Origin of the sequence: Bradyrhizobium sp. BRP19, assembly GCF_020194195.1 — a bacterium.
GTDB classification, from domain to species: Bacteria; Pseudomonadota; Alphaproteobacteria; order Rhizobiales; family Xanthobacteraceae; genus Bradyrhizobium; species Bradyrhizobium yuanmingense.
The window spans coordinates 1-19,536 of sequence record NZ_JADYVZ010000026.1; the positions used below are offsets into that span (position 1 = coordinate 1).

Sequence of the window (19,536 nt, forward strand, 5' to 3'; positions counted from 1 at the left end):
GGTTCCAGGGGCGGCAGCACAGCCACGCCGTGGCGTTTGGCGGGGCTGGTTGCAGGCCTGGATGAGCAGGATGGGGAATGCCAAGAAATGCTGGGGGCGCCGCCGAGGTATCGGCCATTAGCCGTTGTGGAACAGGCTGCATAATGAACAACATATTGATTTCGCTTGCTATTTTCTACAAAACCTTGGAGGGGTGCTTGCGGGTCGGTCCGTTAATCTTGGCTCTCGTTCGAGCTGTCCGCCCCGTTGCCCGGGCTTATGGGAACTGCTAGCTTGAACGGACAGGGAACATACCCCGTCCAAGAGGATTGGTGAGTAGCTGGATTTTTAAGGGTAGATGCCCTATTTTCCGTCCTGAGAGGTAGGTACTGGTCGAGAGCCATGAGCGTCCGGATCAACCGGGAATACGTGAATGACACCGCGAAGCTGATCATGCATCGGCTTATCGCGCGGCAGATCGGTCGCGACCCGTCGCTGGTCGAAAGGGCCAAGGATTCTTTGGCCCGTAACTCGCAACATTTCGAAGGCTACACTTTCGTTCGCGAGTGGTCGGACATGCTCGGCTTTCCTCCATCTACGGTACGCCGCCGTCTGACGAGCCGCGACGAAGAGATGACGCGTCTGCGTCTGTCCTCACCTTTCGTTTTGGCGGAAGGTATCAATTTCGAGGACGACACTCTGCGCCGTCGTATTTGGAAGGCGGCGAAGCGGATTGCTGAGAGATCTGCGATCCATCAGACCGCGGCACTTCCGCGGATGGCGGCGTGACACAAAACTCGTTTGTTCGAACTATTGAAGACCTTGTCGAGACGGTCAGGGTGATCGCCCGGCTGTTTAAAACCGACAAGGTCTTCATCATTGGCAGCCAGAGCATCTTGCTTTCATGGCCTGATGCGCCCGTCCTCCTGCGCACTTCTGGTGAGATCGACGCCTATCCGGAAAACGCGAAAATATGGGAAATCCAGCAGAAGGAGCTGGATCCCGAAGATGATCCCGAGGCCTCAGAAGAGATCAATGCTCTCTACGGCGAGGGCTCTACATTCCATCGGGAGCACGGCTTCTATATCGACGGTGTCGACGAGAATACCGCACGGCTTCCTGGGGATTGGAATAAACGCGCGATTACCAAAACTGTCGATGTTGACGACAGGAAGGTTCTTGCCGTCGCACCATGTCCTGAAGACATTATTGTATCCAAGCTCGCTCGCTTGTCGGAAAAGGACAAGGAGTTCGTGGAGGGTTACCATAAGGCGCGGCCATTCAATCGCGATCTCGTCGTTGAGCGTATCAAGGCGACAAAGCTGGAGGCCGAACTTCAGGAACGAGCCATAAGCTTCGTACGCGGCCTTCCGGACGAGCCCAAAGCAGACGCTGCAGCAAGCAATTCGCCGGGATCCTAGCGGCCGTGGCTGCGATCCTACATGTTGCGGCAAACCTCTCGGCTGCGTCTAACGATCCTCGCGCAAGGGCTGAGGAGCTCCTCGCCGGGCACTCGCTGAAGCGGCCCGGCGGCAAGCCGCCGCCGCTATCACTGCCGCGTCAGACGGGTGCCACAAGAGTCCGGTCTTGTCGCTGCACTCGGCCCGCGTGTCCCTCCGCTTTCGCCGAGGGTCGCTATGCTCACGCGGCCCGGGTGCCATTTCGCTGCGGCGATGCGCTGCGCGCACGACGACCAGTTATGGGATGTCAGGTGTTGACCCGCTTGCGGTTCATCTTTGCGGCGCGCTCTTCTTCTGGGTAATTCTCGCGAAAATGCGATCGCGCTCGATGCGCCGGAAGGGAAGAGGCAGGAAATCGTCCTGCTGGAAAAAGAGAGATCCAATAAATTTGTGTCAGAAGTTCTCTTATATTTCTGACACCGGAGCGTGAGCCATGACCCACCTGAGCACCCGGATTTTGGAAGCAACCAAAGAATTGCCCGAAGGCGCGCCGATCGCTGCCAAGGCGCTTTTGCATCTTGCGTGCCGCCGTCGATCAGGCTCTGTCGCGTCTTGCCGAGCGAGGAAGACTTCTGCGCGCGAGACGAGGGATATATTTGCGTCCAGTTGAAAGCCGTTTCGGAATTAGAGCCCCGTCAGTCGAGAAAGTCGTCGAGGAAATCAAGGTTCGCAGCGGCGAAACCATCGTTTCCAGCGGCGCGGTGGCGGCCAATCATCTTGGTTTGACGACGCAAGTACCTGTCCGTCAGGTTTATCTGACCTCTGGTCCTTCCCGCAAGCTCCGCCTTGGTAAGCAAGTCGTGGAGCTCAAGCATGCACCGCGTTGGCAGCTTGCCCTGTCGAACCGACGTGCAGGTGAGATAGTGCGTGCGCTTGCCTGGGTGGGACCACAGACGGCAGAACGAGCGTTGAGATCCGTCAGTCAGAAATTGACCCTGACCGAACTGAAGGAGCTGAAGTCCGCTGCTTCTTCCTTTCCGACTTGGCTTGCCAAGCCGGTAAGCGAACTCCGTGTCGGATAGATTTCTAAACCTGGCTGACGCCGAGCGCCAAGAGGCGCTCGGCGTTGCCGCGTCCAACTCAGGTCGTCCGGCACATCTTACTCGAAAAGGATGTCTGGGTTGTCTGGTGCCTGAACGCACTTTTTTCTCGCCTTTGGGCGAACATCTTGTCTTCAAAGGCGAAACTTCGCTATCAAAGGCTTACGGTGCGATCCGCCGTTTTTCGACATTCGGACGATAACCTTTCGAGGCAAGCGCCTGAGCGGGAGGTCAGCCTAGGCCGTCGAGGCGCCGGCGCGCCGGAGCTACAGGCTATCCACGTGCCAATCGATCGCACGGGCTGTTTCATAGGCGTGCCCCTGACCCCGATCTCCCATCTTCACCGTCGACGGGTCGAGGTTGCGAAAGAAGAACACGACCTTGCCGGCTGTGTCGTTTGCATACACGCCCTTGTCGGGGATTGGCTTGGATAGCCACTTGCCCTGTTTCGTCGTCGATACGTTGGTCGCATTCCCAGGTTCGCCGGACTGCCAGGTGCTATCTGCGGCGAATAAATTAATCCAGTACCTATCTGGATCGCCATCAATGGCTTTCCCGCTCAGGCTTATGTTTGGCATTGTTGCTGCTTCTCCTCTAGGTAAATCGTTCTAGGCAATGACGGGAGTGGAGGGCGTGTACGGCGTGACGTGTTCAGACGTTCTCTTTCGAGGTCGTTTTGCGGGGAAGGAATCCATCTCTTCCGACGGGGCCGGCGCGACCGTAGCGCGCGAAAAGGCGAACGACAGAATTGAACTCATAGGCTCGAATGTACTCCCAAAGCGCGGCACGCCCCTCATTGGAGAGATGATTGATCCTGTCACCGGGTTGCGGGATTTCGCCGAGCAGGACCAGCCAATACGAGAAGAGCTCGCCGAAGCCGATGGTCCCGATAACGTCGTAGCGAATGAGATGTTCGATCCGCTCCAGCCAGAGTAAAAAGTTATCGAAAGCGGAGCGGACGGCCAGATTTTGGTCCGTGAATGTTTTCTTTTCGATTTCTTCAGTTGGCTCCAGCTTCCAGTGGACGGCGAGCGCGGTGGGCAGGTCACGGATGTCGAAGGTCTGGCCCTTCAGCGTGTCTTCCTTCCAAAACTGGGCGTTGCCGTAGTCCAAAAGGCGCATGACGAAACGCACGTCCCCATCTTCGAAGAATTCCTTTGTTTGGTCGGATGCCGCCAGCGCGCGCTCGCGCTGGCGGGTCAAGTTCGCCTGCTCACTATTCATCCGATACTGATAGAGGCCGAAGGCAAAACCGGCTGCGGTCAAAGCCAGACCTATCAGTGCTGCTGCATTCGAGTCGGGCATAGCAGGGTCCTCAATGGTGAACGCTAGTGAGCTGTGTCGCCTTTCCCGCTCCCCTTGTAGGCTTTCGTCCCTAGGTAAGTCGCGTGACTGATCAGCAGCACCGACGTGAAGGCACCTCCGGGGTCGGGCAGGCTCTGGATTCCAGTCAGCAGCACGTCTGGTGCGATTCCGCGGAGTTGCTCGACGAGCATTGCGAAATAGCCCAGGACCAGGGTGACGGTGAGCACGACATTCTGCAGCCGGGAAATATCGACGTCGCCCGAGTCGGCCACGTGTTCACCCACGAAGACGTCGGCAAGAGACGCCATCGTCGGGTCCGAACGGACTTCGACGGCCGAAGAGTCACTCGACCCCGTCAGCAGGCCACGATCGGACTGGTCGTTACTGTCCTTTGGCCTCCCACCGATCGTCGTGATCTGATCCGACGGCGAACCGGCCATTCCGAATGCCTTCGTATTCAGGATTAACGCGGAGATCATCGGTGAGGCAAAGGCGATCCCGAGTGCGGCGGCGATGGATGCCGGGACCTGTGGGAACGTACCTGGTCCGCCAAGGCCAACATTGAAAAGCGCCGCGGTGGCGAAGCCGCCAAGTGCAACGATGGTCCAGAGCGTCACTTGCGCCCGCGCCAGGGATACGCGGTTACGCTCGTCGACCCAGATGCCGACCATGCGCCCCTTGGTCCCCAGGCCGAGCGCGATGGCGAGTCCGGCAATACCGAGGGTCATCGCCAGAAATTGCACGATGATCGACCGCGTGCCGGGAGTGTCTCGCAGTCCGAGAAGCGCATTCGCGATGCCGGACCAAATGGACGTATTCGGCGTGACCGCGATAATGCCGGCATCGACTGCGCTACGCACCACAAGTTCGCACGACAGCGTCGCGTCCGTTGCGGCCGCGCCATCTGTTTCTGGCGGCTTCTTCGACGGTGAAGCAGCGTTTGTGTCCGCCGCGGAAGGCCCATGGTCGAGGCAGCTCCGGATCGTAGCGAGAGCCATTCCGACCTTCGGTCCGTACGGAACGATCGGCTGGGCGGGAGCGCCCGGCGCAGGCGATGGGGCGGCCGGCGGCACCTGAGCGGCCGGTGGGGCGGCCGGCGGAGGCGCGGCAGGGGCAACTGCGGCTGGCTTCACGTACTTGCCGCCGGCATCAAGGAAGCTGCAAACGCTCCGCTTCCAGTTGGGAAGCAGAGCTGCATCCGAGATGCAATTGTCGGCCAGCTTGTCGAGCACACGGTACTGGATGTCGAGATTTCGGAGTTGGCTCCGTGCATTGCCGTCGCTCTGTCCCGACCATATGGCCGAGATGCCACCGAAAACGAAGATCAAGGCCGCGATCGAACCGAGCCACCATGCGGCTATCCTCACCGGCTTGGGAACGCTCCATGATCGCGGCGCCAGGCCAGTTAGGCTATACGACGAGGTGAGGCCAAGTTTGCCGGGAGCCTCTTCGCTCGTTCCATAGAGGCGGTACGTCAGGCCTGATTTGTCCTGGAATTCGAGGCCCTCGGTTGCGCCGGTCTTGTAGATCCAGTCGGGCGGCGTGCCGACGTCCTTCGATGGCGCGCCATTTCGGTCGATCTGCCAGAGCGTTGCTTGCTTGGGCAATGCGACGGCACTGTCGTAGCGGTTCTGCGAGATCTTTTCGGCAACGGCCTTCATGATCGTGTAGTTCGCCGCTTCGTCGGCAGACAGCATGTTGCCGGCGATTTTCATTTGATCCTGAAGCCCGTTCCAGCGCGCAGTTACTGCAATGCCGGCGACGACCGACCAGAGGCGTTCCAACGATTTTGCTGAGTCCGTTCCCTTTGCGGTCAATCCGCTCGTTTCTCCCAAAATAATTTTGGCGAGCCTTTCCACGTCCCCCTCAACCATTTGGTCCCCCGATGATGAGCGTTCTGCCACTAGTCTCGCGATCGTAAGTCACGATTGACGAATGCCTGGACGCGTCACACGAGCTTCCAGGGAATCGGCATCGACATTCCGAGCACCATTCCTTTGGCGTCCGGAGGATTCATGTCGAGGTCTCCTTCGATCGTTTCGTACTGAAAGAAATCCAACGGAAACGACGGCGCGGTCTCGAGATAGCCGCCCATCGCGCGCGTCTTTGGACGCAGAATGCGCAGGAAGCGGATCTGCCCGCCATCGCCGAGCTTTGGCCCCTCGTTCGGATCCTCGAATGTTGGCCAGTCTGGTTTGGCGAGGTTCAGCGATGTGGACGTCCCATCCCAGAGCTTGACCGCGACCGGGCGCTCCCGAACGCGATCGAGCGCATCGTGGATGTTGCGTGTCAGCACCAGCACGAGGACTTCCTCGAGCTGTCCCGCCTGCTGATCGGCCGCTGGCGCGAGCGATTGCAGTTTCTGCAACGGTCCTTGCGCCGTGGGCTTGCGCTCGATTGAGACTATGGTCCCCGTCACCGAGGCGGTGAGATCATCCGTCGACACCGTCGACGCAACTCCGTCGATGACGGCGTCGAACAGAGACATGGGCTCGGCAAACTGCCACCACAGCGATGGTGTAAACGTAGAAAGCCTTGCCGGCGAAACGGCCGCCTGAGCTCCCGTCGCCTTCATGACCATCGTGAGGGGCTGATTGATGGGAACCTCGATTGCACTGGTCAGCGGTAGGCACGCCACCGATAGCCAGCGATTTTCGCTCGGTGACAGAATCTCATCCGTCGTATCGCGTGCGATTCGGGCGCGCACCGCGATGTCACCGGTGGCTTGTACGTTTCGCCTTTCTCCGGTTTGTCCCGGGCCGACACGATCAGACGTAACCGCACGTCACCGCCGGCCGGGACGTCCAGCGTCCAGGTGCCGGCATCGCCTAACTGCGTGAAGAATTGGAAAGCAATGCTCCGTTTTGCGCCGTCGTCCTTCACGCTGAATGCGATACGAACGAACTCGCTGTCGCTGTCGTCAGTGAATTGAAACCGGATCGCCGAGCCGTCCAGGTCTTCCGTGCTGGCAATGTCGATCGCGAGCCCTTCGTGCTCGGCGGGGAAGATGCCCTTGCCGACGACGTCCTTGAGGTCTTTGAAGTCTTCCGGCGCAAAGTCCCGCATAATCTTGCGGCTGTTGGACAGCCGGAAGCGGTTGGACGCATCGTTCATCGCCAGAAGGCGCGGTTCGCAATAGAATTTATTGTACGATGCTGGAGCCAGGCCCTGGCCGGTGAGGGCGGTCGCAGGGTCGATGCTCTCCGGAGCCTCGAAACGACGAAACTTCAGTTTCACGAACGACCAGGGAACAATGTCGGGTTTGACGGGTGTAATCATTAAACCGGCGTGATCGAAACGCCCGGCCTCTGTTGCGAGGTCGAAAGTGTAGCCGATGGGGCCGTCGATCCGCAGCGGTATGATCGCGCCGCCGGAGCCGGTTGCGCTCCGGATCGAGTCCGGGCCGTGCTCCTGCCAGTATTTGAGGGCATCTGTCGGCCCGTCGGTGCCGGCGTCGATATTGCGTTGGAGGGCGGCTCGTTCCGCAACCAATCTGTCGAGCGCTTCTCCGGTCGGCGGAGGGGTGCCGTCCGATGGATTCAAAAGCTTATCGATCGTCGCGACACGCGTTTTTCGTTCGGCTCGTGTCATCGGATGCCGGGCCATTTCGACCATGGCGTCGATGCCATCTCCGACATGGAAATTCGGATAGAGCGGTTCGTTAAACAAGGCCAGGAGCGGAGGAACGGTTCCCCACGCCATGGCGCGTTCGGTCAGTGGCAGAACGATCGCCAGACCCGGACGTTTGGGACGACGGTCGTTGGAACGATCGGCCAGCACCTTGTTCTGCCAGATCGCGCTGCCGTTGGGCCCCCGATGACTGGAGCGCATGAATTCCGGCCGTCCAGGCCGCATAGCCTTGTAGCGGCTTACGATGCGAAGACCGAAGCGCCACAAATTCATGCCGCCACGCCAGTCGAGGCTCTTGTCGAACAGGCGCGGAATGGGGTTGCTTGGGGCAGGATCGCTGCGCCGCCTCAATCCGCCATAGACATGGGCACGCTCGATGCGACGTTCGAAGATTTCGCCAACGTCATCGTTGCGACGGTCCGAGAACGATGTGTCGAACAGCTCCCGATACCGGGGTTGGTCGATTGCCTCAGCTCCGGTCGTGGCCAACCGGTACCATTGGTCGTCCTGCGGCCTGCCGCGCCAGCTCCAGCGTTGCGATTCGAGCGCAGCGAGATGGCAATAGCGCAAAGCCGGATACGTCGACGTTCTTCCTGTGAACGCCGCCGTCAATGAAATCCATGCCTGCTCGGCATATTCGGGGGCGCGGCGCAGGTCGATGTTCAGCGGCTGTGTTCCCAAGATCTCGGGCACGGCTTCGGTCGCAACTTCGAGCGTCAGCACCAGGGGGCCCGCCAGCCGCATCTTCGCGTCGATCGGACAGTGTCTGAGCGTGGCCTTAACGGCGGCCGAAAGCCGCTGGTCGCGCGTGAAAGGGCAAAGCTTGTCTTGCTTGTCCGGCAATCCTGCATAGACGCGCAACTCGTAGATACGACCTGGCAAGAGTGTGGCAGTATCGCCGGTCAGACCTTCCCGCCCGTTTGGATCGACCTTGATGGTCATGGACGGCATCGGCGCGACATGGCGACGGCCAGAGCCATCGAAGCCGAGCACGTCCTCGAGGGAGGTCCAGGCAGCTCCGACTGCTGCCATCTTGAACTTCCGAAAAGTTGGAAAGATGCATACCAGTTCACCGTACAACTGTGTCACGGCCGGATCATCGAGGGACCGATCGTCCTTGGTCTTGTTTGGGCTCGTTGCTACGCCGAGCGCGGCGTCGAGCGCCTTGGCAACGAGCGGTCGGTTGGCCACAACTCGATCGTCGAACAGGGGAGGGTTGACCCATCGCCCGTAAGTACCAAATTCCACCGTCGGTCGTTGCAATCGGATCGTCATCTGGCGAGCGCCCGTCGCGGCGCCGACCTGGATGCCGTCGAGCACGTGGGTCGCGCGCATCTGATGGCCCGATTCCGGCGCAATTCGCGGCTTACCGACAGCGACGCTTGCGAAGTTTCCCGTACCGTCGAGCTGACTGACGATCGGTGTGACGATCGGGGGTTCGATGTCGACGTCCTTGTCCGTCGCGATAATGATCAGGACGTCTCGCCATTGCGCGATGTCGCTGGCGGGCAGCTGCAAGTCTTGCGTTGCCGCCGCAAAATCAAACTCATCCTCGGCCCATTCGGGCTCGTCAACTCCCGCGGCGATCGTCGTTATGGTCGTGAACGCTTCGACCCGGATCGCTCCGCTTCTGCCAATGTCGTGCGTCAATGTCAGCAGGTCGGTGATGGCTTCGCTCGGCCCCGAGCGGCCCCGGAACGTGATGGACAGCTTACGCGCTTCGTTTGTTTCAGGCCACTCCATGCGGCCGATGTCGATCCGCAAACCCGGGTCGGGACCGGCGCGGACTTCGAGGACGCCGGCACGTCCTTGCCGATCGAGGAAGAAACGTCCTTGCACATCGCCTCCGATGGTCACGGGGGCTGGCCGTATCGGTAGTTCACCGGCGAGCGGCACGACGCCGTCGGGAATCGCTTTGGATCGGTCGCCCGCAAGCCTTGGTGCGCCGATTGGACGTGTTCGTCGGTAGAGCGCTGACCGACGCACCGCATCCATGTTTGTTGCGATCTTGACCTGTCCCTTGAGCGGCCCGGTCGGTTCAATCGGCCGGATCGTCAATGGATCATTGGGATCATTCCGCAAGATCGGAGGTAGGGTCCCGCCGTGACCGATGACGTATGGGACGACGTGGAAGGCATAGCCGAATGATAGCGCGAACAGGCGATAGTCGGTGGCGCCATCGCCCGTGGTCGGCGGAAAGCGATAGGCTTCGATGCGGCGCGCGAACGAGGATGGAACGTTGTCTAGCGCGGCATCGGTGGCCATCTCGGCCACCGGCGAGCGATTGTCGTATGAAAGCAAGGCAGCGCGTATGCCGCCGATCTCTCCGACCTGCAGCGGGACCGGATCGACGATAGCTCCGCCGGCCCAGGCAAGATTACGGACCATCACCGCATTGGCTTCACTGAGCGCAGCTCGCGCCGAACCTTGCGACGAAGTGTCGGGGGCATGCAGCGTGGCAACATTGAGACTACGCCACGCTTGGATCGGATCGCTCAAAGTGTCGGTACGGGCCATCAGGGCTCCCACACCAGACAGCCGGGTCCAAAGGTCGGCGGCACCGGCAATGCTCTGGAGCTGGTCGAAGCGGAAAACCAGTGGAGGCGAATCGACGGTGAGGCGGCCGCTGGAATCATCGCCGCCTCCTGACTCGTCTGTGGCTGATGGCACGAGGCGGCCGGCGAGACGAACGGCATCGCGGCGAGCGGCCTCGACGACGGTTTTCAGCAAATTGGCAAGTTTCTCCTCATCACTCCCGGGATTGGCAGCCGCGAGTCCCGCATCGGTGAGCGCTGCACCGATGATCAGATCATACAATGACGCGGCGGGACGGCTGCCGTCGGCACGCTCGGCGCCGACGAGGGCGGCAACGCTGGCTATCAGCCGCTCGTCGAGTGGAAGCTGCGCAGCCGCATCTTGCTCGTTCTGGGGCTGGGGCGCGTCCCATGTCAATCGTCCGGCCGTCAGTCCAGGAATGTACGGCCCGATCACGGCCAATGCGAGATCGGCGCGAAGGCCGGGTCCGGTCGTGATGCGGTCCAACGCGGTACGTAGCGGCGTTGCAGTCGCGTCGGGCATGACGATGGCAACGTCCGGAATGTCTGAAACCTCTGCCTTCATCGACAGATAGAAGGCTGCCCCGAGCAGACGGTCGGCCGGCACAGGCGTGGAACCGCCGGCCGATAGCGTGACGGTGACCGCCGCATTTGCGTCAGGTCGGATGATCGCGATCTCGACGCGGATCGTCGCTCCACGCGCGAGCGTCGTTGCGATGACGGAGGCGCCATCCTGAAAAATGGCAACGTCCAACGTGGCAGACGCCGCCGTCCCGGCGATACGAATTTCGGGTAGGATCGGGCGACCTGGCGCCGTCACGAACGCGACGACTAGCTTGAAATCGCCTGCAGGTGGCGTGAGAGCGAGATCGAACGCCACTTTCGTCGGTGCCGCCGGCGCGATGGGGGCCGCGGAAGCGGCTGGCCCGAGATCCAGCACGGCGCCCGAAACTGGTTGGGTGGCTCCAGGGCCGAACGCTTGAGCGTCGGGGGGGAAAGTCAATGTCCGTGCGCCGATCACGCGAGGCGCAGCGATCAGCAGCGGATGAGGACCGTCGGACGAAAGATCCGGTCCGCCGAGCCAATTGCGTGCCACGAACTTCCGCAGGCCATCGTCTGACTCGATGCTCTCGATTTCGGGGGCGATGGCCGAGCCCGGCGGATCGAGCGGCAAGCCGAGCAGCCCCTTCAACCTGCGTGAATTGATGGAAGCAAAGCGGGCGCGGCGCGGATTGTTGCTGACGCTTCCGGGGTCACGTTCGGCGGCGCCCAGGATCAGGGCCGCTGTGAGATTCCAGAAGTCGGCTTGGCGGAGGGAGAGGCCTTCCAGTATCGAGAAGCCGGGTGGCAGCGCAATCGCGGAAGCGGCGCTGCGCCTGCCCACGACCCACCATGAAATCGAATCAAGCGCCACGAGAAACTTTGGCGTCGGTTGTGAGGCGAGATCCCGGGCAAGCGCGCGTCGCAGCTCGTCGCCGCCCGCCACCTTCGTGATTTCGCTCGTCACGGTGGCGTCCAGCACGCCGAACACACGGGCCCACGGATCAACGACTTCGGCGATCCGTCGTGAGAGGGAGGCGGCCCAGTCCTCATCGGTCAAGCCGTGCCCGACGGCTGGCCTCTTGATCAGCATGGTCTCCATGTCGATGAGCCGCTGGGGATCGCCGGACGGACTGAGATCATCCCATGACAAGCTCGGTCGCATGTCGACGGACCCGTCCGCGAACATGGGCGCGGAACCAGGACCAGGCGTAGGTACAAGGTCGACGCGACAGAAGTCGCCGTTTTGATCCGACATCACGGTGGGACCGGCCGGATCGAGCGTGTAGGTACCGCCGCCGGTCGGACCGAACAACGGTGCCGCGATGAAAGTGGTGCTCTTGTCAGGCGCGGGGTCGATCGTAAATACGGTGAACACCTTGTTGGCAACCGGAACCGGGTTCGGCAATCCCGTCAAGCTTTCGACAAGCCCAAACACCGTGCGCCCAGTCACCTCTGCCGTACCCGCCGGCATGCACAGGGCAGCTTCGAGGCCACTCGTGTTGACGATCGAGGTGATTTCCTCCTCGAGCCGGCGGTGAAAGCGCCTGCTTCCGTCGGCGCCGGGAAGATCGAAACCCGCCGGCGCGTTGGCGGCCGCCGTGACGATGGTTCCGGCATCCAGATCCTGGATGGTAGGAACTCCGGTCACGTCGACGATGCGCCAGAATCGCCAGGCGGTGACGTTGTGCGGATTCCAGGTCCCGCTGCCATCCGCCAGGCGCCACTTCCAGGGCAGGATCTCACCGATCGCGTCCGTCAGAAGCGCTCCGTCGGATCCATCGATGACGGCGCTTACCCGTAGCGAGATCTGAGCCTTGTTGCTCACGTCTGGCAGACGATCCGCCTGGACCTTTATTCTGAGATTGCGCGGATCGGAAGCCATCGACGAACGGTCCTTGGTACGACAAAATCAAGCGTAAGAATCGGAATAGCCTTCAGACTGCTTCTTCTCGCCGGCGAATTGATATTCGACGTGCTGGGAGACACGCAGCGTGTAGAAGACGCTGATCTTGAAACTGAGCCGGAGCGTTCCGGACCCGATCATCAGCGCGCCGTCGTAGGTGACCTCCAGCAACAACGAAATGGCCGCCGTGATCAGGCCTGCGACGTCGACGTTGCCGCGCGCGAGTATGAAGACTGAAATTGCAGTGGTGTTACCACCGGCGCCGGTCGACCACGTCATCGTTATTGAGCAGCCGACCTGAAGCCAGACGCCACCCGAGACGACGCCAAAGTTGAAGCCTAGTCCAACGCCGGCGACGATACCTACCTCGAGCGAATAGGTCAGGATCGGGTGAGGTTTGGCGACCGGGAGGAACGATAGCCGCTGCGTCAGGAATCCGCCGCCGTTCAGGATCCAGACGCTCAGCGTGAATGGCATTGTCTTGGTGGCGACCGACAGTTCGCACATCAACTCGAACTGAGGAACCGCGGCGATGCCGAACAGAATGTGCAACGAAAGGTTCGAGATTCCGAACACGCCGAGCTGCAGGTCCGGCAGGTCGATGTCGAGCGTGGCGGCGATGCCGGCGGGCACTCCGCCGCGCATCAGCGGTTCAATGACCAGCCCGTCCCCCTCGCCGGAAGCGGCGAGAAAATCAGTCAGGAACGCGAGCGCGTCGGCGAGTTCTACCCGTTCCGGGTCGATCTTGAAATCGATCTTGCCGGAGTCGTCGAAATACAAGCCAGTCTGACGGAAGGTGAGGATGTCCTGTCCGCCGGTCACGACTCTCCAGTCGCCGAAGATGCGGCCATTGAATGTCTTTTGGGTCCCGTCGCGGCCCACTGACATCCGCGCCTTGGCATTGAACTTGGCTTCGTCGACGACGATCTCAACGGGGCCGAACGACAGGAGGGGCGCGGGCTCGGTGAAGGGGACGTCGATGTCGGTCTGAAGCCAGGCGCGCATCTGGACGTTGTCGAAACCGTGCTGAACCTTGATGGCCTTGGAGTCGTCAAGATCCGGGAAGGCAAATCTTTGAAGCAGGCCGCGGAAATCGATACCGCCCATATTCGGTATGAGATCCGCGACGGACAATTGCTTCAGTTTGTCGGGAATGAACTGCTCGGCAACGCCGCTCGAGGGCAGCCGCACGCCGAACGACTGAAGCATGTCACCGACCGCCTTGCCGGCCTTATCGGCCGCCGCAAGCGTATCCGAAACCCGGTTGACCAGCGCAATCGCCGGGGTCATGTCGACGACCTTGTTGGCCTCGGCGAGCACGTAGGCGACTTCTGGTCGATTGAAGCCGAGCCGATCCGTTTTTGGAGGGTCGCCGACGGCACGAAGGAGCCGTAAGGTATCGCTGCCTTCCTGATAGAGCCGATTGGCCTGATCGGCTAATTTTACTGGATCCGTTCCCAGCGCATCGCGCAAAGTCTCCTGGACCGCGCCGGAGATCTGTCGTGCACGATTTTCGACCTCGCGCGTGACGCGTTCGGCTTCTTCCGCGGCACGCCGCTTCAGGTCTTCGATGGACCCCTGGGCATCGTTGATGGCTTGCTTTACCGCATCGTCCAACCGTTTCTTGTACCCGTCGACGTCGAGGGCGTTCTGCAGCCAATCGGCGACCTTCTGCGCGTCCTTCCGTATCTCTCCTATAAAATTGTCGAATACCGCGCAGGCATCCTTGAGTTCCTTCCCCACGTCAACGATCGCGGCGGTGATGCCGGCAGCGAGCGCGTCGAGTGTCTTCCGTAGAACGGTTGCGACAATTTCGCCCTGCGCAACCACGGCCTTCTCGATCAACCCGCTGGTGTCAGCTATCGCCGTCAGCGCCCGATGGATAGCGCCGGTGGAATCGGCATCGTCGTCGGGATCTTCGGGAGCCGAGAGGGCAATGATCGCATCGGCTATCCGATCGAAGATGCTGGTTGCCTCGGCAAGGCCCGCGTCGATCGTGTCTTCGAGAAACACGACGAGGCCGCGCGCGGCATTCTGCGCCTCGGCGATGATTTGATCGAGTTTGGTGGCGAGCGCTTGGAGTGATCCGCCGGCGGTGCCGAGACGGGCTTTCAATGCGTCCTCAAACTGCTTGAGCGACGCCTCGTAGGAGGCGAGAGCCGTCCTCACGTCGTCACTGATCGCAGCACCGACGTGAGTAAGACCATCGGCGAGCGTGATTGCCTGCCCCAACGTGTCGTGGATGGCCGGCAGGATGCGGCGCGCTGCCATGAGCGCTGCCGTATCGTCGATATGCGAAAGTTCAGTGTCGATTTGCTGCGCTTGCTTGCGAAGCTCGTCAAGCGTCGCGCGTGCGGACGCCGCGATCAAATCGTTGACCACCGTTGCCGCGCCGACGTCGTCCTTCAGCGTCTTGAACGTATCGTGGATCTTGCCGAGTGCGGCCGGAATTGCCACGTCTTGCGCTTCACCGAGTGAGGCGCCGGCTACTGCCTTAATGGCCTCGAGATCCGCCGTCACCCGCTTTGACAGCAGCTCGATGTCCGCTCTCCTTTCGTCCGCGATGGTGGCGATCCGGTTCTGCAGTCCTGACAGCTTGTCGATCAGGTCGGCGCGTTCATCCGGCGATAGCCATGCATCCTCGCTGTCGAGGAACACGCTCACGTCGCGAACGATGCCAGCGATGTTGCGGATTGGCCTCAGGCCCCCATCAAGTGTGGAATCGATCGCCTCGCCGGCGATCTTACGCAGACGTTCGACCTGTCCTTGGGCAGCATCGTTCAGGCGGTCTGCGAGCGAGGCGCAGGGCGATTTTGGGTCGATCTTGCTCAGATCGATTGACTTGAGCGAGTTCTTGACATCGGAAGTCGCGGCCCTGAGATCGCCGACGAAACTCGGATGGCTGAGTGCGGCGCCGATGGCTGCGACGGCGTCGTTTTTGACAGCGGTGAGAGGCTTCTCGGGGTCCAGTTTCTCGAGGACGCCGAGCGCTTGGCCGACTTTGGCATCGATGGCCGCCCGCAGGTCGGAACTGTGTTGCGTCAGTGACTGCCCGAAAGTCGTCAGTGGGCTTGGGGCGCCGACGGCGGCCCGTGGTGCGGCGCGGGCGATTGTTATGTTCTTGAGTATCGTCCCGGGGCCGCTCGGAGCCCGGCCGTGGGTGAGGACAGCCGGCTCCTTCGCACGGACCAGGCCGATGGTCATCCGCTCGAAACCAGGTGCGTGCGCCGGCTCTGACGGCATCATGGCGTCGGTGAGATTGGCGCTGTTGGGCTTCATGCGGCCCGCGGCCGGTGGCGGTAGATCGATGAAATCGATATCGCGCACCGATCGCCATGCATCGGTGTCGTCGCCGCTTTCGCCGTCGACCACGGAAGTGTAGAAGACGAGCTTTTCCGGCTCGTCGACCTCGACGGAAATTTCGCCGCCGCGTTCTCCCGCCAGCAGGAAACGAATCTGCGGCTTCGGATAGATCAGCGAGGGATCGTCTGGATTGATCGGGGGATCGCCTAGCCTGGTTGGGGCCAACACCGGCGGGAGGCTCGCGAAGGCCTTGTTCCACAGAGGCACTTGCCAGCCTTCGCGGCGCACATCGCCGCCCCAGCGGCTATCGACACGGATTTTGCCCGACTTGAACTCCACGCCGACGAGAAATCCGGCGGCCGCGATCGATTTGCCGTCCTCGGGATAGCGGCGCACCGGCTGCAGCAGCTCGACGTACTCCTCGACCTTGCGAAGGATCGGGCGTCCGGCGTGTTCGTCCTGCAACAGGCCGATCGGGTCGAAATTGAAGAATTGCGCGGAAGGTACGACGGACCGCTCATAGATGATGACGTGTTTGGCTCGATTCCAGAGGCCGCCGATGCGTCCGATGCGCTCGAGCTTGTAACGGTGGACGCGGCCCTGGCCCGTCTCGGTCTCGACAACGGTCTTCTTCTCGTCGAACAGCGCCCGCTGGCCGCCATAGCCGCCGTGCGCGGAGAGGTGGACGCCTTTCGCCGAACCCCCGTCCGCGTCCGGTCGGCTGTAGACTTTCATCAGGATATTGGCGCTCTCGAAAGCCCAGGCGACCCCGCCGGGAAAACTCTCCCGGTCGTCCTGGCTGGTCGAAAACGTCTGCGCGAGCTTCTTGGATTCGATCAGACCACCGGTATCTGCCGGGATGTCGCCTTGTACAGGCCAGCGAAGTGGGGTCGCGGGTCCATGCGCCGGGTCCGATCCTCCGGTGCGTAGCCTGAAACTTACGCCGTCCTCGATCTTCAGCTCGGCATCGGGGCGACCGCTCCAGAGCTTGTCGACGGCAAGTCGCCTGCGCTGGGCCCGCAACACGAGGCTCGCGAGTTGAAGATGGCTCTTCAGTGTCGCGCGAGACGCGCTCGCCGTATCGGACACGGGAGATACGGGCGCTCCGATCGTTGCGCCGATCTCGGTGACGAAGGCGTCGGTGCTCTTGTCGGTGGTGCTGATCCGGGTCGTCAAACCGTAGAGCAGCTCGAGCCGAAGCTCCTTCAAGCGGGAGCCCGGCGTCCGCATGGTCGGATAGCCCATGTTACGACGGAGGTTCCAGCCTGGCTCGCGGAAGTTGGTGTCCGCAAAGGTGGGGTCGACCTCGAGGCGTGCGTGCGCACCAAACCGCGCGGCCGCCGGGCGGCCTGGTTCGACATCTTTCGGTGCGCCGGCGATTGCGGTTGCGTTCTTCTCCATCGCCTCGCCGATGACCTGAGGCGGCAGTACCATCCGTACCGCCTCGGAAGGATCAAGCACGCGCCAGGACACGTCACCTTCGTCGCTCCATATCGCGACTTCGTTGCTCTGATCGGTGGCGGCCCGAGCAGGCTCGACATACTCCACGGCGGCGACCCGGAACGGGGTCGGGTCGATCACCAAGGCGAGCCGCTTTGGAGCTGCGCTGGTCGTCGTCATCGATCTGATCGCGCGCAGCGAAAGGGAGACCGACTGATTTTCACCGGGCGCGAGTGATTCCGTGGCGACCAAGGCCTGAATGAGCTTTTCGTCATCGGGTTGCTCGGAGCCGCTGCGGTAGTCCAGTTCGAGCAGGAGCGGCTCGTCAGGGTCATCCGAAATGGGCGTCGGGCGACCGAGCAACTGCCTGCGGATCTGAGGAGGCAGGTCGTCCTGGCCGATTGGCTTAACGCGCTCGATCGGGAATTTAACGACCGCCTGCAATTGCGCATCTGGCAGCTCGTCACCACCGGATCGGGCAAGAAGCCCGGTCAGATCGGCCTTGGTGACCATCGTGAGGTCCGGGGCCTTCAGAAGCGAGAAGCCCAGCGCGCCGAGCGCTATCTCGGAGCCATCGGTGCTTTCGAGCGAGAAGCCAAACTTGATCGTCGGCACCGTGCCGAGATCGTCGGTCTGCGTGATAGCGGGCTGCCATGCCGGCCCGTCCGTGCACGCGCCGGGTTGGACATCGGTGCTCGCGGCGACGAACGGCGCGGAGATGCGCGCCTTGCAGACCGGCGCCGTGCCCTCCGTTGCGATCATACGAGCGAACGTCGCCGTACAGGGCGAGGCGAAGCGCGGATCCTCGTCCGACTTGCCTTTCTCGACGAGCTCGAATGCGGTGACCCCCTGCCACATATCGGGGATGAAGCGCGGCTCGAAGGACAGGAAAGCCGTTTGACGCCGCTTATCGGCCGCATCCTTGACGGTGCCGGTGGTCGGCACGATGACACGGCGCCAGGCGTAATTCTCGCGCAGCAACCCGACTGCGTGCCACGGCATTCCGCGTTCCGACTTGCGTTTGGCCAGCGCGGGCATGACGCTTAGTGGCGCCCCGTCACGGACCTTACGCAGACTGTCATGCTCATCCTCGATGACGACATCGAACGCGTCGATGACGAAGTCGGTTATCTGATCGGGTCGCCGAAGCTTTGGGTCCGATTTAGGGTCGACGTTGAGCGGATCGAGGCGGGCGGCGACGATCCATTGCACCGGTAAGAGCGGCTTGAGGCCGCGGGCGCCGATGTCACCGACGCGTTGCTCTTGGGAGAAGCGGACCCGGCCTTTGACCGGCAGGAGCTCGGGTTTGGAAAAGAACCGCTTGAGGATGCTGCCGATCTTGCCGCTATAGTTCCAAAGGGTTAGCTCGAAGCGCAGAGCGACACGGATGATGTCGTGGGAGCCCGTGTCCTTGTTGAATTGGTGCTCGACCGCACGAAGCCCGAATTCGCGGCGCGGTCGGTTGGGCGGTTGACTGGGAATGCCCTGATCGACGAACAGGGGTATTACGTCGACCTGATCGGTGGAGAGATTGCCGTCATCGGGTTTGACGATCGCGTCGATGAAATCGCTATCTGCATAGCGTAGTGGAACGATGCTGAGCGCGGGTTCTCCACGATCCCATGGACCGATCGTGAGCGCGATCTGGATAAGCCGGCAAAGCGCGCCTCTCGGCGCGGCGGCGATTTTCCACAAGGATTGTGTCGTTGTCGCCTGGACCACATCGAGGCCCACGTGAAAGCGGGTGTCATAGCGGTCGCCTGAGGTGGCGACTTTCGGCCTGATCCAGTGGCCGTTCAATGCGAGGCGAACTTGAAGCCTGATCGCGAGCGCTTTGAAGTTGCCGGGTTTTCCGGTCGCCGGCGTAATGACGAGCTTCGAAACCTGCCATCGCGGCGCCGGCTTGTCGGCCAGCGTGCGGGCCAGGGCGATCGTATCGAAGCGGGCGAGCGGACCTTCGTCGAAGACGTCCCAGGCTTTCTGCTGCCGCTTGACCGGATCCTTCTCCGCCGCATAGTTGGTCGGCGCGCGATATGCCGTGAACAGAGCGATGCCGCGAAGTTCGATCGCAGATGTTGGCGGGGTTGGGTCTTGATCGTCATCGACGGCGACGTGACCCAGATGCGGGTCGTTCGCGTCGCTGCCGTCGTGATAACGGGCATTCGCCGCGTAGAGCGGATTCTTCGGGGCGAACGGGTTGTCACGATCCCTGAGAAGGTTTTTGAAGACCGCAAGATCGTAGCAAACGTAGCGCCAGTCGGTTCCGTCCAGATCGTTGGTGCCGATGACGACGGCCTCAAGCGGGCCATCCGACCTGTCTTCCATCGCGCGAATGGCGATAAAGGAAATTCTAGCCGGCCCAGCGACGCCCGCCATGG

General features: G+C 61.6%; 9 protein-coding genes and 2 pseudogenes. 4 read left to right on the forward strand and 7 right to left on the reverse strand.

The genetic code is table 11. From position 1 onward, the window contains the following. The first annotated feature begins 381 nt into the window (after positions 1–381). Together I6F36_RS35640 and I6F36_RS35645 are read left to right on the forward strand one after the other, a co-directional pair. Positions 382–768 (forward strand): hypothetical protein, encoded by a 387-nt coding sequence (locus I6F36_RS35640; RefSeq protein WP_225145541.1) that lies wholly within the window; start codon positions 382–384, stop codon positions 766–768. Next, positions 765–1,400: a DUF6036 family nucleotidyltransferase gene (locus I6F36_RS35645; protein WP_225173075.1), complete on the forward strand. Its 636-nt coding sequence runs from the start codon at positions 765–767 to the stop codon at positions 1,398–1,400. Before I6F36_RS35640 ends, I6F36_RS35645 begins: the two co-directional genes overlap by 4 nt. Before the next feature lie 286 nt (positions 1,401–1,686). Here the strand turns inward: I6F36_RS35645 and I6F36_RS35650 are convergent, their stop codons facing one another. Further along, a complete protein-coding gene (locus tag I6F36_RS35650; protein ID WP_225173089.1) occupies positions 1,687–1,956 on the reverse strand; it encodes a hypothetical protein in 270 nt (89 codons plus the stop codon). Here I6F36_RS35650 and I6F36_RS35655 point away from each other — a divergent pair. Both I6F36_RS35655 and I6F36_RS35660 read left to right on the forward strand, forming a co-directional pair. Next, positions 1,873–2,461, forward strand: a pseudogene (locus I6F36_RS35655) (DUF6088 family protein). The gene I6F36_RS35650 and the pseudogene I6F36_RS35655 sit on opposite strands and share 84 nt — an antisense overlap. Next, a pseudogene (locus I6F36_RS35660) lies at positions 2,451–2,666 on the forward strand (nucleotidyl transferase AbiEii/AbiGii toxin family protein); the annotation flags it as partial. The pseudogenes I6F36_RS35655 and I6F36_RS35660, both read left to right, overlap by 11 nt. Positions 2,667–2,745: 79 nt before the next feature. On the opposite strand, the gene I6F36_RS35665 reads toward I6F36_RS35660, so the two are convergent. From I6F36_RS35665 to I6F36_RS35690, 6 genes are all read right to left on the reverse strand, one after another. Beyond that, complete coding sequence (locus tag I6F36_RS35665) at positions 2,746–3,057, reverse strand: hypothetical protein (RefSeq protein ID WP_225130087.1); 312 nt, start codon at positions 3,055–3,057, stop codon at positions 2,746–2,748. 73 nt (positions 3,058–3,130) lie between these two features. Next, positions 3,131–3,784 carry a hypothetical protein gene (locus tag I6F36_RS35670; protein ID WP_225173076.1) on the reverse strand — a complete coding sequence of 218 codons (654 nt, stop codon included), beginning with the start codon at positions 3,782–3,784 and terminating at the stop codon, positions 3,131–3,133. 23 nt (positions 3,785–3,807) lie between these two features. Beyond that, complete coding sequence (locus tag I6F36_RS35675) at positions 3,808–5,643, reverse strand: hypothetical protein (RefSeq protein ID WP_225173077.1); 1,836 nt, start codon at positions 5,641–5,643, stop codon at positions 3,808–3,810. An 89-nt stretch (positions 5,644–5,732) separates the two neighbouring features. After that, positions 5,733–6,365, reverse strand: a complete 633-nt coding sequence (locus I6F36_RS35680; RefSeq protein WP_225173078.1) for a hypothetical protein — start codon at positions 6,363–6,365, stop codon at positions 5,733–5,735. A gap of 38 nt (positions 6,366–6,403) precedes the next feature. After that, positions 6,404–12,394, reverse strand: coding sequence for a hypothetical protein (locus I6F36_RS35685; protein WP_225173079.1), 5,991 nt, complete (start codon positions 12,392–12,394; stop codon positions 6,404–6,406). Between the two features lie 27 nt (positions 12,395–12,421). Next, positions 12,422–19,534: a methyl-accepting chemotaxis protein gene (locus tag I6F36_RS35690; RefSeq protein WP_225173080.1), complete on the reverse strand. Its 7,113-nt coding sequence runs from the start codon at positions 19,532–19,534 to the stop codon at positions 12,422–12,424. Between the last annotated feature and the right edge of the window lie 2 nt (positions 19,535–19,536).

Bases quoted from the DNA above. Each gene is read 5' to 3' on its own strand.
- I6F36_RS35650 (WP_225173089.1), bottom strand. From the start codon at position 1,956: ATGCAAAAGCGCCTTGGCAGCGATCGGCGCGCCTTCGGGCAATTCTTT.
- I6F36_RS35665 (WP_225130087.1), bottom strand. From the start codon at position 3,057: ATGCCAAACATAAGCCTGAGCGGGAAAGCCATTGATGGCGATCCAGAT.
- I6F36_RS35685 (WP_225173079.1), bottom strand. From the start codon at position 12,394: ATGGCTTCCGATCCGCGCAATCTCAGAATAAAGGTCCAGGCGGATCGT.
- I6F36_RS35640 (WP_225145541.1), top strand. From the start codon at position 382: ATGAGCGTCCGGATCAACCGGGAATACGTGAATGACACCGCGAAGCTG.
- I6F36_RS35690 (WP_225173080.1), bottom strand. From the start codon at position 19,534: ATGGCGGGCGTCGCTGGGCCGGCTAGAATTTCCTTTATCGCCATTCGC.
- I6F36_RS35680 (WP_225173078.1), bottom strand. From the start codon at position 6,365: ATGGTCATGAAGGCGACGGGAGCTCAGGCGGCCGTTTCGCCGGCAAGG.
- I6F36_RS35670 (WP_225173076.1), bottom strand. From the start codon at position 3,784: ATGCCCGACTCGAATGCAGCAGCACTGATAGGTCTGGCTTTGACCGCA.